Genomic DNA, 19,724 nt, shown 5'->3' with positions numbered 1-19,724 from the left:
CATTCCCGGCATTCCCGGCATCGCGGAATTACAAGAATCAGCTGAACTCCACCACCAATGGCGCGTGGTCACTCGTGCCGAACTCGCGCTGGCAGACGGCGCTGGTCGCCGTGGCGCCGAGCGAGGCGGTGGCGAGCACGTAGTCGATGCGCCATCCGATGTTGCGCTGCCTCAGGCTGCGCCACGGCGCCCACCACGTGAACAGGCCCTCATCGTCGGGATGCAGGGTGCGGTGGACGTCGGTCAGGCCGAGGTCGATCACGCGCTGCAGCAGCGCGCGCTCGTCGGGGCGCTGGCCGATCGCGCCGGGTTTGCGTTCCTTGGGGTGCAGGTCGAGGTCCGTCAGCGCGACGTTGAGGTCGCCACAGAGCACGAGACGCCGGCCGTCGCGATGCGCCTCGGCGACGTAGTTGCCGAGGTCCTGCAGGAACTGCATCTTCGCGGCGAAGTCCTTGCCGCCGTTGGGCACGTAGACGCTCAGCACCTCGAGTCCGTGGCGCGTCACGCTGGCGACGCGGTGCTCGAAGTCGAAGGCGGGGTGCGTCGCGCTGCACTCGGCGCCAGCGAGATCCCGGTGCACGAGCACTGCCACGCCCGAGTAGCCACCGGACCCGTGCCAGCACGTCCAGTAGTCGTCGCGGGCCGCCAGCATCATCGGCACCTGCTCGGGCGAGGCCTTGATCTCCTGCAGGCACAGCACGTCAGGTCGCTCGGCGTCGAGCCACTGCTCGACCTGCGCGCCGCGCGCGCGGATGCCGTTCACGTTCCAGGTGGCGATCTTCATCAGGCTATGACTCGACTGCCGACTGCCGACTCCCGACTGCCCTCACTTGACGATCCCGTCGATCGTCTGGGCGGCGACGGTGTGGTAGCCGGGGCGCGCAGCGGCGTAGATGCGCCGCGCGTGCGGCTGGCCCCAGGGCGACTGCATCAGGTCGTCGTAGAGCGGCCGCAGGAACTTGCGGCGTCCCTGGGCCGTGAGGAAGTGCTCGAGCGCGGGCAGGGCCGGATCGTACTGGCGCGCCACGGCGATCCGCAGCCATCCGAACAGCACCTCGCTGTTGCCAGAGGCGCCGAGGCCGAACGTGGCGTCGAGATCGCGCAACCGCGCCGGGGAGAGCGGTGTGGTCCGCAGCGCCTCGAGGAAGTGCTGCCACTGCTGCGTGGTCCAGCCGCCGACCTCCAGGGCCGAGGCGGCACTGCCGCCGGTGAAGCGGGCCACCTGCGCGTCGACCTGCGTGAAGGCGGGCGACTGCGGCACGGCCGCGACGGCCGGCATGCCTGGCTGTTCGAGCCACGATGGCAGCGCGATCCTGGCCTCGAGCGCCGCGTCGCCACGAATCAGCTCCTGCCGGAGATCGGTGGCGAACTCCTGTGACGTGATCGACGTGAACGCGTGCCTGTTGAAGTAGCCGCGCAGCCACGGGTCGAAGCGATCGCGTCCGACGGCCTGCTCGATCGTGTGCAGCAGGGCCGCGCCCTTCTCGTACGCCACCTGGTTCATGCCCTCGTCGGGGTCGCGGTTGGCGAGATCGAGCACGAGTGCCGTGTCGGCGGGCGGCATGTCCTTCATGTCGCGCAGCACTTCCGCGCGGCCGAGCGCGGCGAGCATCAGCGCCCGGTCCTTGCCGTAGAGCGCCTCCATGATCCGGTTCTCGAAGTAGGTCGTCACGCCCTCGTTGAGCCAGAAGTCGCCCCACGTCGCGTTGGTCACCAGGTTGCCCGACCACGAGTGCGCGAGTTCGTGCGCGAGCAACGACACGAGGGAGCGGTCACCGGCGAGGATGGTCGGCGTCGCGAAGGTGAGGCGCGGGTTCTCCATGCCGCCGAAGGGGAAGGACGGCGGCAGCACCAGCACGTCGTAGCGCCCCCACTGATACGGGCCGCCGAGCGACTCGGCCGCCGCCACCATCTTCTCGAGGTCCACGAGCTCGTGCGCCGCGCTGTCGAGCACGGCCGGCTCCGTGTAGACACCCGTGCGCGGGCCCAGCGAGCGGAAGGCGATGTCGCCTGCTGCGATCGCGATCAGGTACGGCGGCACCGGCTGGTCCATCCGGAAGCGGAAGGCGCGGTGGCCGTCGGCGGCCTCGACGCCATCGGGCGTGGTCATCTCGGCCGACATCACCACGCGCAGCGGGCGTGGCGCCCTGATCGTGGCCTCGTAGGTCTGGCGGATGCCCGGACTGTCCTGCGTCGGGATCCACGTGCGGGTGAGGATCGCCTGGCCCTGCGAGTACAGGTACGGGTGCACCTTCCCGGCCGTCTGGGCCGGCGTGAGCCACTGCAGCGCGGCGGCATCCGGGCTGGTCTCGTACTGCACGGTCACGCGGTCGCCCTGCGGCGGGAGCGTCACAACGAGGGCCTGCCCGAGGTACGTCACCTCGGGCTCGAGGCGGTGCGTGAGCGGCTGCCCGGCCTCGTCGGTCACCCCGCGCACCTTCAGTCCGCGGGTGTCGAGCACGACCTCCTTCGCGCCGGCGGCGCGGGCCAGCGAGAGGGTGGCCGTGCCGCGCAGGACGCGGGCGGTGAAGTCTGCCTGCAGGTCGAGGGCCACGTGCGTCACGCGCGCCTCGGCCGGGCGCGCGAACGAGTGGATGTCGGGCACGGTCGGGGCAGGGGGCATGGGCGACCTGGCGGGCTCCCGGGAGCAGGCCGTCGCGGCCAGCAGGAGCAGTGCGGTGAGGGCTGAGCGCATGGTCATGGGGGCGGTCCCCTCTATCAGTTTGCTGAAAAAGCCAGCAACCACGTGCAGAGTTCAGAACTCAGAATGGAGGGGCTGCGATTCCCTTGAAGATCGGCGCCGTCTCCATTCAGAACTCTGAATTCTGAACTACAGGGCGGAGTTTTCCAGCGCCCTTCTACGTGAAGGCAGCGCCCGCCGGCGTCCGGCGGCCGTTGTGCCAGTACGCACGGCGATGGGCCGTCCAGGCGGCGATCACGTGGCAGACCCACCCGAACAGTCCGCCGGTGCCTAGCCAGAACCCCGGCGTGACGATGAGCCAGAAGATGCCGCGGAGGAAGTCGCCGTTGTAGATCTGGCCGACTCCCGGCACGACCAGGCTGAGCACAGCAGCCAGCCCGGGGTCCTTGCGCGTCGTTGCCATGATCCAGACTTAGCACAACCCGTCCACGTGGGCTCACCCGGGTCCGAGCCCCGTGAGGGTCGTGACAAGGGGCGGCGAACTGAGCCATACTTTGCCCTCGATTTTTTCGTCGATTTTTCACATGGAGTCCCGCCCCCTTCCCGCGTGGGACGACCCGGCGCTCACGTCCGCGCCCCCTGAGGCCGTGTCGCACACGTCGTCGCTCGCGTCGATGCGTCGGCTCGCCGCCGGCCCGGTGGTGCGGTTGGTCGCGATCGTGGTCGCCATCCGCCTGGCGACCGCCGTGCTCGCGTTTTTCGCGCAGGTGACGCTCCCACAGCATCAGGATCAGGGGTTCGGCGTGTACCGGCACAAGCACGCCTTCTGGGACAACTTCGCCCGGTACGACTCCGGCTGGTATCACGGCATCGCCCGCACCGGCTACGCGTGGGTGGAGGGGGGCCGCAATAACCTGGCGTTCTTCCCGGTCTATCCGATGGCCATGCGAGCGGCAGGCGTGGCGCTTGGCGGCAAGCCGTCCGACTACTACTTCGGCGGCATCCTCGTGTCGTGGCTCTCGTGTGCGGGGGCGATGTTGCTGCTGTATCGTCTGGCGCGACTCGACGTCGACGATGGCGCGGCCGAGCGGTCGGTCGTGTTCGCGCTCTTGCACCCCTTCGCCTTCTTCTTCGGGGTGGTGTACGCCGAGAGCACGTTCCTGCTCCTCGCTCTGGCTGCCTTCTACGGATTCCGTACGCGTCGGTGGGCCCTCGGTGGGGTGGCGGCCTCGCTGGCCTGCATCACGCGTGTCAACGGGATCATGATGGCGCCGGCGCTGCTCTGGATTGCCTGGGCGCACGTCAAGGCCGAGCCCCGTCTCTGGCGTCCGGCGGCGGCGCTGGCGATGGTCCCCGCCGGCCTGGTGGCCTACTCGCTGTACTGCCATGCGCTGAGCGGCAACCCGCTCGAGTGGATGGACAGCATCCGACGCTGGGAGTACCACCCCGGCGGGCTGCCCTGGGACTCCCTGCAGACGCTCATGACGCGTCTTGTGACGCAGCCCTATCACTACCTCGTGCACGAACCGATGGCGCCGTACGACACCCTCAATGGTCTCGCCGCGTTGGTGGCGATCCTTGCGGTTCCCGTTGTCTGGTGGCGCCTGGGCACCGCGTATGCCCTGTTCATGTTGGCCAACCTGGCGCTGCCCCTGTCGTCGGGGCAGTACGAGGGCCTTGGCCGCTACACGACCGTGCTGTTTCCGATTCCCATCCTGCTGGGCACGATCGAGCAGCCCGCTTACCGCATGCTGGCACTGGGCCTCGGGGCGGCCTTCTACACGTTGTGCCTGGCCCTGTTCGTCAACGTCCACCCCATCTTCTGACGCCGGCGTCGGGCAGTCCCTGGCTCACGCGCCCGCTCGTGCGCCCGCCGGCAGGGTGGTGGCCCGCGCGTGTCACCCTGGTCAGAGCCTGTAGACCTTCTTCACGAGGCTCTGGCTCAGGTCGACGATGACCGCGTGGGCGTCGGCTTCGTCGATCACGTGCCGTGTCACGAGCTGCGCGAGGAACGTCGCGTCGACGCGACGGGCGACGTCGTGCCGGGCCGGGATCGACGGGAAGGCGCGCGTGTCGTCGTTGAAGCCGGCCGTGTTGTAGAAGCCGGCCGTCTCGGTGGCCATGTGCCGGAAGCGCAGCATGCCCTCGATGCTGTCGTGGAACCACCAGGGCGGGCCAAGGACGACGGCGGGGTAGTGGCCGGCCAGCGGCGCGAGCTCGCGGCTGTAGGCCGTCTCGTCGAGCGTGAACAGCACCAACGTGAAGCCCGGCTCATTGCCATAGGCGTTGAGCAGCGCGTGCAGGTTGCGCGTGTACTCGGTGGCCAGCGGGATGTCGCAGCCGCGATCGGCGCCGAAGCGCTCGAAGACACGCGTGTTGTGGTTGCGGAAGCTGCCCGGGTGCAACTGCATCACCAGGCCATCCTCCACGCTCATGCGCGCGAGCTCCATCAGCATGTGCGCGCCGAACTGCGTCGAATCGGCCATCGTCGCCGTCCCGGCCAGCGCCTTCGCGTACAGGGCCTCGGCGGCCGCGTCATCGATCCGCTCGGTGTACGGCACGACCACGGCGTGGTCGGTGGCGGTGGCGCCCATCTGCTTGAAGAAGGCGCGCCGTGCCTCGAGTCCCTTGATGAACGAAGCGTAGGTGGTCATCGACTCGCCGGTCAGCGCGCCGATGCGGTCGATCTCGGCCTTCCACGACGGGTGCGACAGCGTGACCGCGATGTCGGGCCGGAACGTCGGCTTGACGTTGCCCCAGCCCTCGTCGCGCATGGCCTTGTGCCACTCGAGCGAGTCGCCGGCCGCGTCGGTGGTGCAGAGCACGGCGATGTTGAAGCGCTCGTACATCGCGCGTGGCAGGAACTCCGGCCGCCGCAGGCAGGCCTCGATCTGGTCGTACACCGCCATCGCGTTGGCGCTGCCGAGCGTCTCGGTGATGCCGAACACGCCCTCGAACTCGTGCTTCAGCCAGGCGCCGGTCGGCGTGCCGCGATACAGGTGGAAGTGATCGGCGAACAACTGCCAGATGCGGCGGGGGGCGGTCTCGACGGGCGTGCCGTCGAGGCTCGGGATGCCCAACTGCTCGAGGCGGATGCCCTGCGAGTAGAGCATGCGCGTCACGTAGTGGTCCGGCACGATCAGCAGCGTCGACGGGTCGGGGAACGGCTCGTTGGTGGCGAGCAGCTTCGGGTCGACGTGGCCGTGGGGGCACACGAGCGGGAGCGTCTCGACGCGGGTGTAGAGGTCGAGCGCGATCTTCCGCGTGGCAGGATCCGGATCGAAGTAGCGATGCGGGTGCAGCATGGCTGCACAGCTTAACGCTTAACGCTTAACGCTTAACGCGTAACGCTCAACGCCGAACGCCGAACTCGCCGCGCGCCGCAGGCGCATACAGGTGAGCTTGAACGCCGAACGTCTAGTGCTTAACGACTAGGCAGGTCAGCACTTGCACCGTGACGGGCCTATACTCCGGCAGGCGGACGCCGATGAGCCACGAACCCCCGCAAGGATCTGCATCACGTCCCACCACGGCCGGCCTCATGCAGCAGTCGACGGCAGCACTGTTCGAACTCCTGGGCGACGCGGTCCACGACGCGGTCGTCTTCACCGACGCCGAGGGCACCGTCACCTTCTGGAACGAGGCGGCGACGCGCCTGTTCGGCTGGACGGCGGAGGAGATGGTGGGCCGCCCGCTCCTCGAGCGCTTCCCGCCACACGCACGGCCGCCGGTCGCGGCGCAGCAGGCGGCCGCGGTGGCGGGCACGGCGTCGGAGGGCGAACAGGAGGACTACCGCAAGGACGGCAGCCGCGTGTGGGTCGACACGCGCGTCCGCCCCCTGCGCCGTCCGGACGGCACCGTTGCTGGCGTGCTGCGCGTGGTGAGCGACATCTCCGCTCGCCGCCGAGCCGAGCGTGCGCGTGAACTCGAGAGCGAGGTGCTCCGGCTTGCGCTCGCTGCTGCCGAGGCCGGTGTCTGGCACTGGGACATCGAGGCACAGCAGGTCAAGTGGTCGCCAGAGAACTACCGCCTGTTCGGCGTCGATCCGCAGCGCGAGGTCAGCTACGAGGTCTGGAAGCACGCGGTCCATCCCGAGGACGTGCCGCAGGCCGAAGCCGCGATCACGGCCGCGCTGAGGGGACAAGCCCCGGAGTTCCGTGCGGAGTTCAGGGTCTCCCACCCTGAGCGCGGGCTGCGCTGGCTGCTCGGTGTCGGCAAGGTGTGGCGCAACGAGCAGGGCGTGCCGACCCGGCTCACGGGCATCAACTTCGACATCACGGAACGCCGCGTTGCGCTCGAGGCGCTGCGGGAGAGCGAGGCCCGGCTCGATCGGGCGCAGCACGCCGCGCGCCTCGGGAGCTGGTCGTGGGAACCGGCGACGGGCAAGGTCTGGTGGTCCAGGGCCATTCACGAGCTCTTCCAGTTCGGACCCGACGTGCAACCGGGCGTCGCCGCCTTCATGGCCGCGGTCCACCCCGACGATCGGGCGCGCGCGGCAGAGCGGATGGAGGAGATCAAGGCCGGCGCGGACGGATTCGCCGACGACCTCCGCATCCTGAGGCCCGACGGCACGGTGGTGTGGCTCGACAGCCGTGGCCAGGTCATCCGCGATGCCGCCGGACGCGTGATCCGCGTGGACGGGACCGACCAGGACATCACGGAGCGGAAGCACACCGAGGCGCTCCTGAGGCGACACAGCCGCGTGCTCGAGATGATCGCCGCGGGGCGGCGCCTCGAGGATGTGCTCGCCGAGATCGCCGCGGGCATCGAGGAGCAGCTTCCAGGCGCGCTTTGCTCGGTGCTGTTGGTGGACCGCGACGGCCGGCTCCGCCTCGGCGCGGCGCCCCACCTGCCGCCCGACTTCGCGCTGGCCGCCAACGGCGCGCCCATCGGCCCGAGCAACGGCACCTGCGGCGCCGCGGCGTCGCTGCGGCGCATCGTCGAGGCGCCGGACATCGCCACCGACCCGGTGTGGGGCGACTACAAGGACCTGCCGCTGGCGCATGGCCTGCTGTCGAGCCTGTCGGTCCCGATTCTGGCGAGCGGCAACGTGCCCGGCGTGCCGGCCGGTACCGTGCTCGCGACCTTCGGCGTGTACTGGCGCCAGGCCCACGGGATCGACCCGAACGCACGCGTGATGCTGGCCGACACGCTGGATGGCGACGACGCTCACGAGCGGCGCATGCATGGCGCGGGGTCCGGGGCGGCCTACCTGGCCCGCGTCGCCATCGAGCGCGCGCTGGGCGAGGAGGCGCTGCGGGCCAGCGAGCAGCGATTCCGCAGCGTGCTCGACGCCTCGCCCACCGTGGTCTACCTGAAGGACATGCAACGGCGCTACATCTTCGTCAACCGGCACATGGCGGAGATCTCCGGCATCCCGGCGGACCGCTGGGAGGGGCGCACGGCGCACGAACTGCTGCCCCCGGAGCTCGCCGATCAGTTCGAGGTCAACGACCGCCGGGTGCGCGAGACCCTCGTGCCGTCGCAGTTCGAGGAAGTTGCGACGTTGCTCGATCGCGAGGCCACGTACCTGTCGGTCCAGTTCCCGCTGTTCCGCGAAGACGGCACGCCCTACGCCATCTGCGGGATCTCGACCGACATCAGCGACCGGAAGCGGGCGCAGTGGGAGCGCGACTACCTCTGGGAGAACTCGCCCGATCCGATGTGCGTCGGGGGCTTCGACGGGTACCTGCACCAGGTGAACCCCGCGTGGACGGCGCGCCTCGGCTGGACCGCCGAGGAACTGTGCTCACGCCCGGCGCTGGAGTTCGTGCATCCCGACGACGTGGCCGCCACCATCCACGCGGCCGAGCGCATGATGAGCGACGGTTCGGTGAGCGGCTTCGAGAATCGCTACAGGACCAGGGAGGGCACGTACCGGTGGTTCTCCTGGAACTCCATTCTCCTGGCCGATCGACAGGCGATGTACGGCTTCGTGCGCGACATCACCGAGGAGCGACGGCTCCAGGAACAGGTGCGGCAGTCGCAGAAGATCGAGGCCATCGGCCAGCTGGCCGGGGGCATCGCGCACGACTTCAACAACCTGCTCACCGTCATCAACGGGTATGCGGCACTGCTCCTCGGCGCACCGCACCTCACCGAGAGCGTGCGCGAGCCGCTGGCGGCCATCCGTGACGCGGGTGATCGCGCCGCCGGCCTCACGGCCCAGCTCCTCGCCTTCGGTCGCAAGGCCATGGTGGAGCCGCGCGTCCTCGACCTCAACGTCGTGGCCGACGGCTCGTCGCGCATGCTCCGACGCCTGATCGGCGAGGACATCACCCTGGAGACGGAGCTCGGCGCGAGCCGCGCCCACGTGCGCATCGACCCGGGGCAGTTGGAGCAGGTGCTGATGAACCTGGCCGTCAACGCCCGCGATGCCATGCCGCGCGGCGGCCGCCTGCGCATCACCACGGCCGACGCCACGCTGACCACCTCGGCGGACGAGCTGTCCGAGGTGCCCGCCGGACCCTACGTGCGGCTCACCGTGAGCGACACCGGAGAGGGCATGTCGGAAGCGGTGCAGTCGCACATCTTCGAGCCGTTCTTCACCACGAAGGGCCTGGGCAAGGGCACGGGCCTCGGGCTGGCGACCGTGTACGGCATCGTGCGACAGGCCGGCGGGACGATCCGGGTCGACAGCGGCGTCGGCCGGGGCACCTCGTTCCACGTGTTCCTGCCCGCGCTCGATGGCCCGGTGGGCGAGGCGGGCGCCAGGGCGGGCGGAGTGTCGCCACGCGGCCACGAGGTCGTGCTGATCGTCGAGGACGAGCCCTCGGTGCGCCAGTTCACGATGTCGGCACTCGAGGCGCACGGCTACGAGGTGCATGCGGCCTCGTCGCCCACCGAGGCCCTGCGCATCGCGGAGGGCCTCGGCGAACGGGTCCGCCTGCTCATCACCGATGTCGTGATGCCGGGGATGGGCGGCGGCCAGCTCGCCGACACCCTCCGCGCCGCGTACCCCGGCCTGCGCGTGCTGTTCATGAGCGGCTACAACGACGACGCCGTGGTGCGTCACGGCGTGGAGACCGCCACCGACGCATTCCTGCAGAAGCCGTTCACGCCGGCGGCGCTCGCGGCCAGGGTGCGCGCCGTGCTCGACGGCCGCGGCGCGCGCTGACGCCGACGCGGCGGCGCGTCAACGGCGATGCGCCGGCGACCGGCCTGGTTGGGGGACGCGTCCGTGACCTGGTCATGACGTCGGCGCGACGCCCGTGGAACCGGCACGACACCCGGGTCGCAGGTCCGTCGAGCAGAGTTTTCCCGGCGAGCACGCGAGCGTCGCACGAGACATGCACGCTGGTCTCGGACACACGACGTGGGACGGACCTCGCTGTTGCTGGCCCTCGGGATCGTGCTCGACGTGGCTGGCGCCACCTGCCTGAAGCTGTCGCACGGCCTCACGCACCCAATGCCGTCGGCGCTGATGTTCGCCTGCTATGCCGCCAGCCTCAGCATCCTGGCGGTCGCCTTCCGCGACATCGATCTCAGTGTTGCCTACACGATCTGGTCGGTCACCGGCATCACGCTGGTGGCGTCAGTCGGGATCATCGCGTTCGGTGAGCCGGCGACGTTGGCCCGACTGTTCTGGATGACCGTCATCCTCGCAGGCGTCGTCGGCCTGCGCTGGGCCTCGGCTGGCGCCTCGTAGCGGCGGCTCGTGCCGGTGGGCGCTGTCGTGCCAACTCCCAGGCCAGCACCAGGGCGCCGCGCACCGCCGCGACCGGGGCGCCGGCCAGCGTGATGCGGGTCCAGCCCTGGCGGCCCCACGCGCCTGCTGCCGGGGCGAACGTGTCTGAGGCCTCGGCCACCAGGGCCGCCTGCGCGTCGGGCGTCAGGTTCACCGAGGCGACCTGCTCGTCGGCCAGCAATCCCGCGAACACGCGCCCGCCCAGGCGGAAGTCGGGGTGGCCCATGTGGGCGCCCTCCTCGACGCCCTCGAGGGCGAGCAGCACGGCGCGGATGTCGTCGGCGGTCACGGCAGGTCGACGGGCAGCAGGCGGCAGGCTACTTGTCGGCGGCCGCCAGTGAGGCGTTGAACATCCAGCTGATGCCGAAACGGTCGACCAGCTGGCCGAAGCGCGCGCCCCAGAAGGTGTCCTGCAGCGGCGTCTCCACCCGGCCGCCCTCGGCGAGCGTCACGAACTGGGCCTCGACGATGGAGGTGTCCGTGTAGTTGAGGATCACGTTCATGTTCGTGCCCGGACCGACCTGCAGGCCCGGGTAGGCGTCGCTGATCATCAACTGCGAGTCGCCGATCTTCAGCGTCGCGTGCATGACCTGCTCCCCCTGTTCGGCCGTGAACTGCCCTCCGGGGACGTCCTTGTAGTGCTGCAGGAACTCGACGGTGGCGCCCAGGGCGTCGACGTACAGGGCGATGGCCTGGGCCGCGTTGCCACTGAAGTGGAGGTAGGGATTCACGGACGTGAGGGACATGGACTCGATTCCTTCGGCGCGCGACGTGCGCGCTCATGCCGACAGAGACGGAGACGACATCAGGAAGTCATCGGTGCCGTCGGCCAGGTCACCGCGGCCCGAACCAGATCGTGAAGCGCGTGGGGCCGCCGTCTGGCCCGTCGAGTGTGAAGGCCAGCCCGTGGCGCGTGAGGATCTCCTGCACCAGGGTGAGCCCGATGCCCTGACCCGACTCCTTGGTGCTGAAGAACGGCGTGAACAGGTGCGCGCGCACCTCGGGCGCGAGCCCGGGGCCGGTGTCCTCGACCTGCAGGAACGGCTGGGCGCCCGACACCCCGGTACGAATCACCACCTTGCCGTCGTGGTCCACGGCCTCGATGGCGTTCTTGAGGATGTTGACGAGGGCCTGCTCCATCAGCGTGCGGTCCAGGTCGACGGAGGGCACCGGCGCGAGCTCCATCACGATCGCGATGCGGCGGCGGTCGGCCTCGGCGGCCATCAACCGCCGGAGATGGGTGAGCAGGTCGTGCAGGTCGCACGGGGCCAGCCTGGGCTCGGGCAGGCGGACGACGTCGGCGAAGGCCTTCATGAAGGCACCGAGCTGCGAGGTGCGGTTCATCACCACGTGCAGGGCGCCCTCGAGGTCCGTGCGCGCCTCGCCGGGCAACTGCTCGGCGAGCACCAGGCAGGAGCCGAGCAGCGAGTTGGACGCGGCCACCGAGTTGTTCACCTCGTGCGACAGCATCCGGATCAGCTTCTCGTACGCGGCCTTCTCGGCCTGCCGCAGTTCCTCGGTCATCTCCTCGATCAGCAGGAACGTGCGGCTGAACCCGCGGTCCATGAACGTGCCGCGGCTCGCCTTGGCGCGTCGTCCGCCCGGCAGCGTCACCAGCGCGGAGGGCACGCTGGCCACCGCGTCGATCACGTCGTGGAGCACCGATCCCTCGGTGTGCGCCGGCAGTCCAGGTCGGACGTCGGGGCCGAGCAGACGCGCCGCCGCAGGGTTCACGAAGTCGACGCGGGCGTCGTGGTCGAGGATCACCGCGCCCGACGGTGACACGTCGAGCAGGCTTTGCAGGAAGTGGTGCTGCTCGCGCACCCGCACGCGCTCGGCCCTGAGCGCATCGGCCATGCGGTTGTAGATCTCGATGAGCCGATCGATCTCGATCTGCCCGGTCGGCAGGAAGCGGGTGGTGTAGTCGCTCTCCTCGAGCAACTGGGCGCTCTCGCGCACCAGCGCATGTGCCCGCAGGAGGCGGTCGACGAGCCACGCGCCCACGCCTGCCGACACGACAAGGCCCGCTTCCAGTGCGAGCAGGCCCCACACGGACCCGCGCGCAAGGTGCCACGCCAGCACGGCGGCGACGCCGTGCAGTACGAGGAGGTACGCGTAGAAAAGGCGCCGGAGCGTCACGAAGGGAAACCGGAAGGCCTGCGCGTGCCGGCTGCAGCCCGTCGCCGACGGACCGTCGCCCTACACGGAGATGCCATGCTTCTCCAGGCGACGATACAACGCGGCGCGGCTGAAGCCGAGCGACTCGGCGACGCGGCTGACGTTGCCCCCATGGTGCCGCAGCGACTTCAGGATCATCGCCCGCTCGATCTCCTCCATCGTCATGCTGCCGACGGGCGGCAGGGCGTCCTGCGCGGCCGTCGGGCTGGCCCCTTCCATCTCCGAGGTCGCACGGAAGTCGTCCACGTCGAGCACCTGTCCAGGAGTCACGAGCGCAGCGCGCTCGATCCACTGCTTGAGCTGTCGGATGTTGCCCGGCCACGGGAGGGCCTGCAGCCACTTCCCGGCGGCGGGGCTGATGGTGAGCGATTCGCGTCCCTGATGCTGCGCGAGCGCTTGCACGAACCGCTGCGCGAGCAGCGGGATATCACCGGGCCGCTCGCGGAGCGCGGGCAGATGCACGGTGATCAGGTTGATACGGTAGAGCAGGTCCTCGCGGAACTCGCCGCGCTTCACCATCTCGGGGAGCGCGCGGTTGGTGGCCGCGACCACGCGCACGTCGACGCTGCGCTGCTGGCTGGACCCGAGGACCTCGTACGTGCGGTCCTGCAGCACCCGCAGCAGTTTCACCTGTGACGATGCGTCGAGGTCGCCGATCTCGTCGAGGAAGATCGTGCCGCCATCGGCCAGATCGAAGCGCCCTTGCCGGTCGTGACGCGCGTCGGTGAAGGCGCCGCGCACGTGACCGAACATCTCGCTCTCGAACAGCGACGCCGAGATCCCGCCGAGGTTGACCTTCACGAACGGCTTGCGCCGGCGGTGGCTGTTGCGGTGCAGCGCGTCGGCGATGAGCTCCTTGCCGGTGCCGCTCTCGCCGGTGATCAGCACGGACGCATCGGTGGCCGACACGCGCCCCACCAACTGCAGCAGCTTCAGCATCCGCGCGTCGGCGGTGACGATGGCGTCGAAGTCGTAGCTGGCGTCGAGGTCCTCGCGCGAGACGGGTGTTGTCTCCTGGCCGCGGACCGATCCGGCCAGGCGCAGTGCGGTCTGCACCGTCTGCAGCAGCGCCGGGTTGCTCCACGGCTTGGTCACGAAGTCCGCCGCGCCCAGTCGCATGCCCTCGACGGCCAGCGAGATGGACCCCCACGCGGTCACGAGGACCACCGGCAGCAACGGGTGCGCCTCGCGGACCCGTCGCAGCAGGTCGAGCCCCTCGTCGCCCGAGGTGCGGCGCGAGAAGTTCATGTCCTGCAGCACCAGGCTGCACGCGTGTGCCGAGAGCCACTCGACGGCCGCATCCGCGGTACCGACGGCGTGCGTGCGGTAGCCGGCCTGCTTGAGCAGCAGCGCCAGCGACGCCCGCACGGCGTCATCGTCGTCGGCGATCAGGATGGGCGCCGTGTCGGTTCTCGCGGAAGAGGGCATGGCCATTGTCGGGGAATGCTGCGATGCTGCGATGCCACGTGAGGTAGGGCCGCGTGTCCCACGCGGCCGCCATCCACAACGGCGCGGTCGGAGACCGCGCCCTACCGGGAGCTACCCGACGCTACTCGTAGCGTAATGCTTCGGCCGGCGGGATGCGCGTGGCCAGCAGGCTCGGGTACCAGCCGCAGAACGAGGTGAGCACGAAGAGCAGTGCCGCCGCGAGCACGAGGCTTGCCGCATAGATGCCCGGCGGGACCGGGCCCAGCCAGCCGAACATCGGCAACTGGGCCAGGATGATCGCACCGAGGCCGATGGCGATGCCCGTCATCAGGGCGAGCTCCATGAAGATCTGCAGCTTGATGCGCGCGCGGTCGGCGCCCTTGGCGCGCCGTAGCCCGAGTTCGCGAATGCGCTGGGTCACGTTCTGCCAGAGCACGCCGCTCAGGCCGAGCGCGACCATCAGGAGCAGGAAGCCCGCCACCATGCCCATGATGGCGAGCGGCGTCAGGTAGTTGCTGCGCAGGTACTCGCTGCGCACGTCCTCGACCGGCTTCATCGTGAAGCCCCAGTCCGGTGCGACGGACTGCAGGTTCTTCACGAGGCGTTCCTCGAACTGCGCGTCCACGCCGGGGCGCAGCCGCAGCACGATGGCTGCCGGCAACTGCGCCTCGACGCGTGCGTCCGCCGGCTTGCCGTCTGCGGCCGCCGGCTGCCCGTTCGTGCCCGCGGCACTGGCGGCCGGGGCCTGCGAGGCCGACACGATGTCGTTGCGCTCGAACATGTAGTTGCCCGGGGTCGAGTACTCGCCGAACTGCCGGTAGTCCTGGAGCACGCCCACGACGCGCTGCGGCCGCGCCGGCCCCTGGTCTGGGCGCGGCGCGCTCGTGTCGCCCCGCGGCATCATCTTGCCCGCCGCCTGCTCCGTGCCGAAGATCGCGCGCGCCATTGCCGCGTTGATCACGACCGCATCCCAGTTCTGCCCGGAGTCCTCGCGCGAGAACCAGCGCCCGTGCACCACGGGAATCGACAGCGTGGCTGCGAGTTCGTCGCCGGCGCTGTTGCCGTTGAACGACACCTCCGTGCCGTCGGGCAGCGTGACCTCGCTGTTCCACTCCCAGCTGCGGAACGAGGGCATCAGCACGTGGCTGGCGCTCTCCACCTCGGGCGCCTGTCGCACGGCGTCCATCAGGCGCGCGAAGCGTGCGAGCCGCTCGCGCTCGACCTCGGGCGTCGCGTCGATGCCGCGCGGCACGCGCACGACGATGTCCCAGATCCGTTCGTACGAGAATCCGAGCGGCGCCTGGTAGTTGCGCCAGTAGTGCACGGCCACCGTGGTCACGGCCGCGAGCACGAGGAACGAGAGCAGGATCTCGGTGACGATCAGGAAATTGGCGCGCTTGCGGTTCCAGATCAGCTTCAGCAGGTGCAGGGCCATGGCTTACCTCGTTCCCTTCAGCGCGACGACAGGGTGGACGCGCGACATGCGCCACGCGGGATAAACACCGGACAGCAGGCCGAACACCACCGATAGCCCGACGCCCCACAGGAAGATGCGGGGGTTGAGCGACATGTCGGCGTAGGGAATCAGGCCACTCTGGTTGATCGCCCGCAGCACGAATCCCGCGAACAGGAACCCGAGCAGGCCGCCGATCATGGTCAGCGCCAGGTTCTCGACGACGAACTGCACGACCAGTGTGCGGCTCGACGCGCCGAAGGCCTTGCGCACGCCGATCTCGGAGGCCCGTTCCATGATCCGGCTCACGTTCAGGTTGACCAGGTTGATGGCCGGCAGGGCCATGAACAGCAGCGCTGCACCGGCCAGCACCATGCGGAGGAACCCGCCGTAGGTGCGCGTGAAGTCCGTGTTCCCCGGGTACATGTTGCGTCCCGTGCTCTCGAAGGGGGTCTCCAGCGTCGCCGAGAGGGTCTTCCAGTTCGAGTTCGCTGGCGGCTTCCACGTGCCGAGGCGCGAGACGAACTCGGCCCGGACGTCCTCGGCGCGCGCGTTGGGCGCGAGCAGGAACGCCGGCGTGTAGTCGCCGAGGTACTCCTCCTCCCATCCTTTGGACTTCTGCGTCGTGAGCGGCGCGTAGAGGTCGGCCGAGGGTGTGCGCAGCGACGGCACGTCCTTCACCACGCCGATCACCTGGAAGCGCTGCCCGTCGGCGTCCAGGTACTGCCCGACGGCGGGCCGGTCGCCGAAGAAGCGCTTGCGGCTCGTCTCGTTGATCACGACCACCAGGCGGGCCGACGACACATCGGCGGCGCCGTACGCGCTGCCCTCGAGGAACGTGAACTGGTAGACCTGCCAGAACTCCGCGTCGGTGTGCTTCAGCGACGACTCGATCTTGCGGCCCTGCACGAACGAGGTCGCCACCGACCCGTCCGTCTGGACCGTCATGCGCTCCACGCCCGGCAGGTTGCGCGCGTAGTCGTGCACCAGGCGATAGCCCGGCGGGCTCTGCCACGTGTTGCCGTCGCCCTGCATGCGGGCGCGCCGCATCACCAGGGTGCGCGACAGGTTCACTTCGGGCGGCATCGGCGACAGGGCATGGTCGAACAGCGCGACCGCCACGGTCAGCACCACGAGCGTGAAGCTGGTGCCGAACAGGCTGATCGCCGTGAACACCTTGCGGCGCTGCAGGACCTTCCAGGCGAGGGTGAGGTAGTTCTTCAGCATGATCGTCTCTCGGCCTTCGTCATCCGGCCGTCGGCCTTCGTTCAACGCTTGTCGGTACCCGATACCCGGTACCCGGTACCCGATCACGGCCGGCTCGAAGAGCCGGCCCGACCCGTGAGCGCGGGCTTCGCCGCGCTCACTGCACCTGTCGCCCGTCGAAGAGCCGCACGATGCGGTGCGTCTGCTCCGCCTTCTGCGGGTCGTGCGTGACCATCACGATCGTGGTGCCGTCGCGGTTGAGCGTCTCGAGGATGCCCATGACCTCGTCGCCCATCGCGGAGTCGAGGTTGCCCGTCGGCTCGTCGGCCAGCAGCACGATCGGCTTGCCGACGATGGCGCGCGCGATGGCGACACGCTGCTGCTGCCCGCCCGAGAGCTGGGAGGGGAAGTGGTTGACGCGCGAGCTCAGGCCGACGCGGTCGAGCGCCTCGAGTGCCAGCTCGCGACGCTGCTTGCCGCTGCCGGGGCGATAGAGCAGCGGCAGTTCCACGTTGTCCACGACCTTCAGGTCGGGGATCAGGTGGAAGGTCTGGAAGATGAAGCCGATGTCGCGATTGCGCATCCGCGCCAGGTCCTTGTCGCGATACGACTCGACGCGCTTGTCGTTCAGCGTGATCTGCCCGTCGCTCGGCTCGTCGAGCAGCCCCATCAGGTTCAGCAACGTGCTCTTGCCGCAGCCCGAGGGGCCCATGATCGACACGAACTCGCCCTGGTCGATGCGGAGGTTGATGTCGGCCAGCGCGACCGTCTCGATGCGGTCGGTCCGGTACACCTTCTGGATCTGTTCGAGGTGGATCATTGTTGGCTCGTTTCGGCAGTCGGCAGTCGGCAGACCGTACCCGGTACCCGGTACCCGGTACCCGCTACTTGATGCGCAACTCCGGTGCGTACTCGTACTCGCGCATGTCGGAGGCGATGATTTCGTCGCCGGCGGACAACCCGTCGACGACTTCGAACCAGTCGAAGTTCGAGACGCCCAGGCGGACCGGCGTGCGGAAGGCGCGGCCGTTGCGCAGCACGAACACCTGCTGCGCGCCGCCGCCCTGCGCGAAGGGGCCGCGCGCCACGCGCAGCACCTGGGCCTTGCGGTCGGTCACGACCTGCACGTCGACGCGCAGGTTCGAGCGCAGCCAGGCGGCGTCGGGATCGTCGAGGGCCACCTGGAAGCGCAGCGCGCCGTTCTGCATCTGCGGCTCGACGACGCTCACGCGGCCGTCGGTGACCAGTTCGTCGAGGCGCACGCGCACCGGCTGGCCGACGCGGATGCGCGAGGCGTTGACGTCGGATGTGGTGGCCTCGACGCGGAACACGCTGAGGTCGGCGACGCGCGCCACGACGTCGCCCTTGCGGACCAGCGCGCCCTCGTCTTCCTGCACGAACGTGAGCACACCGTCGCGGTCGCTCTTGGTGGTGGTGAGGTCGAGCAGCCGCCGCTGCTGCGCATCCTCGGCGCGCAGCGACTGCATCTCCAGCGACAGGCCGTCGAGCTGCGCGCGGTTGGTGGTCTCGGCGTTGATGCGGCTCTGCTTGAGGCGCGCGAGGTCGACCGCGGCCTGCGCGGCCTTGAGCTCGGCCTCGCGGAGGACGTCCTGCGACACGAGGCCGTCCTTGGCCAGCGACTGGTTGCTCGCCAGGGCTGCCTTCAGGGCCTGCAGCTCGAGGTCCTTGGACTTGATCTGGCCGTCGAGCTCGATGAGCTGCGACTCGAGGGTGAGGCGCATCCGCGCCTGCTCGTTGCCCTTCAGGGCGATGCTCTGGCGCAGCTTCTCGGCCTCGAGCTCGGAGTCGCTCGTGTCGAGCCGCACGATGGGGTCGCCGGCCTTCAGCGTGTCGCCGACGCGCCGGAGCACCGCGAGCACGCGGGCGTCGATCGGGCTCGAGATGACGTGCTCGACGGCCGGCACCACGGTGCCCGAGGCCGTGAGCGAGGCCTCGAGCGGGCCGCTCTCGACGCGCGCCGTGCGGACGCGATCGCGGCGCACCGAGGGGCGGAGGAGGTCGGTGCCCCACGCCAGGGCCGACGCCAGGACCACCAGGACGGCGGTGACCGGGAGCCAGCGCCTCAGCTGGGCGCGCCTGCGAACGGAAGTCTCGATGGGGCGATCCACGCCTCCTTCAAGAGCAACCGGCGTGCCTGAATATCGTTCGATATTCCGCGGATCCGGCGGACGGACCGTTCAGGCCCGGACGAAGGGGTGTTCGGAAGCGGACAGTTCATGCCTCATGCGTCATGCCTCATTCCTCATGACAAGGCACAAGGCACAAGGCACAAGGTACAAGCCGTCCCTATCCTGCCGTGACGTGGATACCCCGGGCGGCGAGGGCGTCGAGCAGCGCGGGGGCGTGGCCGTCGAGGCCGAGGCGCTCGGGCGGGTGCACGCCTGGTGCCGCCACGCGGCCTTCGCCCAGCCAGCGGGCGACGATGGCGGCGGGCATGCCGGTGGTGCGGGCCATGCTGCTCAACGGGCTGTCCGGCCCCGGCCGGTCGACCATCGTCCAGCGGAACGCCACCGGGCCGTCGGGGCCGTCGCCCTCGACGTCCACGCGCAGCACCGTGAGGTCACGCTCGCCCGGCGCGTACTGCCACTGCGGGAAGAGCACCGCCTCGGCGAGTGCGCGCGGCGCGATCGTCTGGCCACGGACGAGGCGCGGCTCCGTGGCGAAGAAGCCAGAGTCGGCGAGCACGCGCATGGCCGCGAGGTGCCCCGGATAGCGCAGGGTGCGTTCGACCATCGCGTCGGCGGCGACCGTGTCGACGAGGCTGCGCAGGCCATCCGTGTTGAAGGCCTCGAGCGGCCCGACTCCCGGCACGTCGACGGTCACGGCTTCGCTGAGGGCAGGCAGCGTGAGGGGACGCCCGCCGCGCACGAGGCGCGCGGGCCGCGTGTATTCCTCGATCACGTCGCCGGGCGCGAACGGGGCCTTGTAGAAGAACGGCGGCTGCGGGTCCACCGGCAGGCCGCCGACGTCGATCACGGCACTGGTGACGCGGGTCAGGCCCCGTGCGCCATGCCCCACGAGGGCGTGGCTCAGGCCGGGCGCGACGCCGCAGTCGTACACGACGACCGCTCCCGAGGCCTGCGCCGTCGCGCTGTCGCCGCGAGGGTCCT

16 protein-coding genes are annotated in these 19,724 nt (G+C 69.8%); 3 read left to right on the top strand and 13 right to left on the bottom strand.

Annotated features, from left to right (window positions below; all coding sequences use genetic code 11):
• Positions 1-37: 37 nt before the first annotated feature.
• The 3 genes from ACIRDX_RS12410 to ACIRDX_RS12400 form a co-directional block, all read right to left on the bottom strand.
• Entirely contained in the window at positions 38-784 is a 747-nt protein-coding gene (locus ACIRDX_RS12410; protein ID WP_396625747.1) for an exodeoxyribonuclease III, read from the bottom strand.
• A gap of 42 nt (positions 785-826) precedes the next feature.
• The gene (locus ACIRDX_RS12405; protein ID WP_396625746.1) at positions 827-2,701 is read right to left on the bottom strand and encodes a M1 family metallopeptidase; all 1,875 of its coding nucleotides are present in this window, start codon (positions 2,699-2,701) and stop codon (positions 827-829) included.
• A gap of 157 nt (positions 2,702-2,858) precedes the next feature.
• Entirely contained in the window at positions 2,859-3,104 is a 246-nt protein-coding gene (locus ACIRDX_RS12400) for a hypothetical protein (protein WP_396625745.1), read from the bottom strand.
• A 121-nt stretch (positions 3,105-3,225) separates the two neighbouring features.
• Here ACIRDX_RS12400 and ACIRDX_RS12395 point away from each other — a divergent pair, with 121 nt between their 5' ends.
• On the top strand, positions 3,226-4,467 hold the full coding sequence (locus ACIRDX_RS12395) for a hypothetical protein (RefSeq protein WP_396625744.1): 1,242 nt from the start codon (positions 3,226-3,228) through the stop codon (positions 4,465-4,467).
• Positions 4,468-4,548: 81 nt separating this feature from the next.
• Here the strand turns inward: ACIRDX_RS12395 and uxaC are convergent, their stop codons facing one another.
• Positions 4,549-5,946 (bottom strand): glucuronate isomerase, encoded by a 1,398-nt coding sequence (gene uxaC, locus ACIRDX_RS12390; RefSeq protein ID WP_396625743.1) that lies wholly within the window; start codon positions 5,944-5,946, stop codon positions 4,549-4,551.
• A 182-nt stretch (positions 5,947-6,128) separates the two neighbouring features.
• Between uxaC and ACIRDX_RS12385 the strand changes: the two genes are divergently transcribed.
• Together ACIRDX_RS12385 and ACIRDX_RS12380 are read left to right on the top strand one after the other, a co-directional pair.
• A complete protein-coding gene (locus ACIRDX_RS12385; RefSeq protein ID WP_396625742.1) occupies positions 6,129-9,758 on the top strand; it encodes a PAS domain S-box protein in 3,630 nt (1,209 codons plus the stop codon).
• Positions 9,759-9,956: 198 nt separating this feature from the next.
• Positions 9,957-10,289: a DMT family transporter gene (locus tag ACIRDX_RS12380; protein WP_396625741.1), complete on the top strand. Its 333-nt coding sequence runs from the start codon at positions 9,957-9,959 to the stop codon at positions 10,287-10,289.
• On the opposite strand, the gene ACIRDX_RS12375 is transcribed toward ACIRDX_RS12380, so the two are convergent.
• The 9 genes from ACIRDX_RS12375 to ACIRDX_RS12335 form a co-directional block, all read right to left on the bottom strand.
• Positions 10,237-10,617, bottom strand: coding sequence for an MmcQ/YjbR family DNA-binding protein (locus ACIRDX_RS12375; protein ID WP_396625740.1), 381 nt, complete (start codon positions 10,615-10,617; stop codon positions 10,237-10,239). The two genes, ACIRDX_RS12380 and ACIRDX_RS12375, sit on opposite strands and share 53 nt — an antisense overlap.
• Before the next feature lie 28 nt (positions 10,618-10,645).
• Positions 10,646-11,074, bottom strand: coding sequence for a VOC family protein (locus ACIRDX_RS12370; RefSeq protein ID WP_396625739.1), 429 nt, complete (start codon positions 11,072-11,074; stop codon positions 10,646-10,648).
• 88 nt (positions 11,075-11,162) lie between these two features.
• Entirely contained in the window at positions 11,163-12,467 is a 1,305-nt protein-coding gene (locus ACIRDX_RS12365) for a sensor histidine kinase (RefSeq protein WP_396625738.1), read from the bottom strand.
• 60 nt (positions 12,468-12,527) lie between these two features.
• Positions 12,528-13,940: a sigma-54-dependent transcriptional regulator gene (locus ACIRDX_RS12360; protein ID WP_396625737.1), complete on the bottom strand. Its 1,413-nt coding sequence runs from the start codon at positions 13,938-13,940 to the stop codon at positions 12,528-12,530.
• Between the two features lie 115 nt (positions 13,941-14,055).
• Positions 14,056-15,369: an ABC transporter permease gene (locus tag ACIRDX_RS12355; RefSeq protein ID WP_396625736.1), complete on the bottom strand. Its 1,314-nt coding sequence runs from the start codon at positions 15,367-15,369 to the stop codon at positions 14,056-14,058.
• 3 nt (positions 15,370-15,372) lie between these two features.
• Complete coding sequence (locus tag ACIRDX_RS12350; protein WP_396625735.1) at positions 15,373-16,614, bottom strand: ABC transporter permease; 1,242 nt, start codon at positions 16,612-16,614, stop codon at positions 15,373-15,375.
• A 136-nt stretch (positions 16,615-16,750) separates the two neighbouring features.
• Positions 16,751-17,413, bottom strand: a complete 663-nt coding sequence (locus ACIRDX_RS12345; RefSeq protein WP_396625734.1) for an ABC transporter ATP-binding protein — start codon at positions 17,411-17,413, stop codon at positions 16,751-16,753.
• A 64-nt stretch (positions 17,414-17,477) separates the two neighbouring features.
• A complete protein-coding gene (locus tag ACIRDX_RS12340) occupies positions 17,478-18,722 on the bottom strand; it encodes an efflux RND transporter periplasmic adaptor subunit (RefSeq protein WP_396625733.1) in 1,245 nt (414 codons plus the stop codon).
• 178 nt (positions 18,723-18,900) lie between these two features.
• Positions 18,901-19,724 (bottom strand): saccharopine dehydrogenase family protein (locus ACIRDX_RS12335; RefSeq protein WP_396625732.1); only part of this gene is annotated, 824 nt, incomplete at its 5' end.

It is taken from the genome of Luteitalea sp., from assembly GCF_044337415.1.
Taxonomy (GTDB): Bacteria; Acidobacteriota; Vicinamibacteria; order Vicinamibacterales; family Vicinamibacteraceae; genus Luteitalea.
Note: the sequence above shows the minus strand (reverse complement) of the source record. Positions and strands in the feature narration are given on the sequence as shown.

Bases quoted from the DNA above. Each gene is read 5' to 3' on its own strand.
- ACIRDX_RS12405 (WP_396625746.1), bottom strand. From the start codon at position 2,701: ATGACCATGCGCTCAGCCCTCACCGCACTGCTCCTGCTGGCCGCGACG.
- ACIRDX_RS12395 (WP_396625744.1), top strand. From the start codon at position 3,226: ATGGAGTCCCGCCCCCTTCCCGCGTGGGACGACCCGGCGCTCACGTCC.
- ACIRDX_RS12345 (WP_396625734.1), bottom strand. From the start codon at position 17,413: ATGATCCACCTCGAACAGATCCAGAAGGTGTACCGGACCGACCGCATC.
- ACIRDX_RS12370 (WP_396625739.1), bottom strand. From the start codon at position 11,074: ATGTCCCTCACGTCCGTGAATCCCTACCTCCACTTCAGTGGCAACGCG.
- ACIRDX_RS12355 (WP_396625736.1), bottom strand. From the start codon at position 15,369: ATGGCCCTGCACCTGCTGAAGCTGATCTGGAACCGCAAGCGCGCCAAT.
- ACIRDX_RS12400 (WP_396625745.1), bottom strand. From the start codon at position 3,104: ATGGCAACGACGCGCAAGGACCCCGGGCTGGCTGCTGTGCTCAGCCTG.
- uxaC (WP_396625743.1), bottom strand. From the start codon at position 5,946: ATGCTGCACCCGCATCGCTACTTCGATCCGGATCCTGCCACGCGGAAG.
- ACIRDX_RS12385 (WP_396625742.1), top strand. From the start codon at position 6,129: ATGAGCCACGAACCCCCGCAAGGATCTGCATCACGTCCCACCACGGCC.
- ACIRDX_RS12410 (WP_396625747.1), bottom strand. From the start codon at position 784: ATGAAGATCGCCACCTGGAACGTGAACGGCATCCGCGCGCGCGGCGCG.
- ACIRDX_RS12350 (WP_396625735.1), bottom strand. From the start codon at position 16,614: ATGCTGAAGAACTACCTCACCCTCGCCTGGAAGGTCCTGCAGCGCCGC.
- ACIRDX_RS12360 (WP_396625737.1), bottom strand. From the start codon at position 13,940: ATGGCCATGCCCTCTTCCGCGAGAACCGACACGGCGCCCATCCTGATC.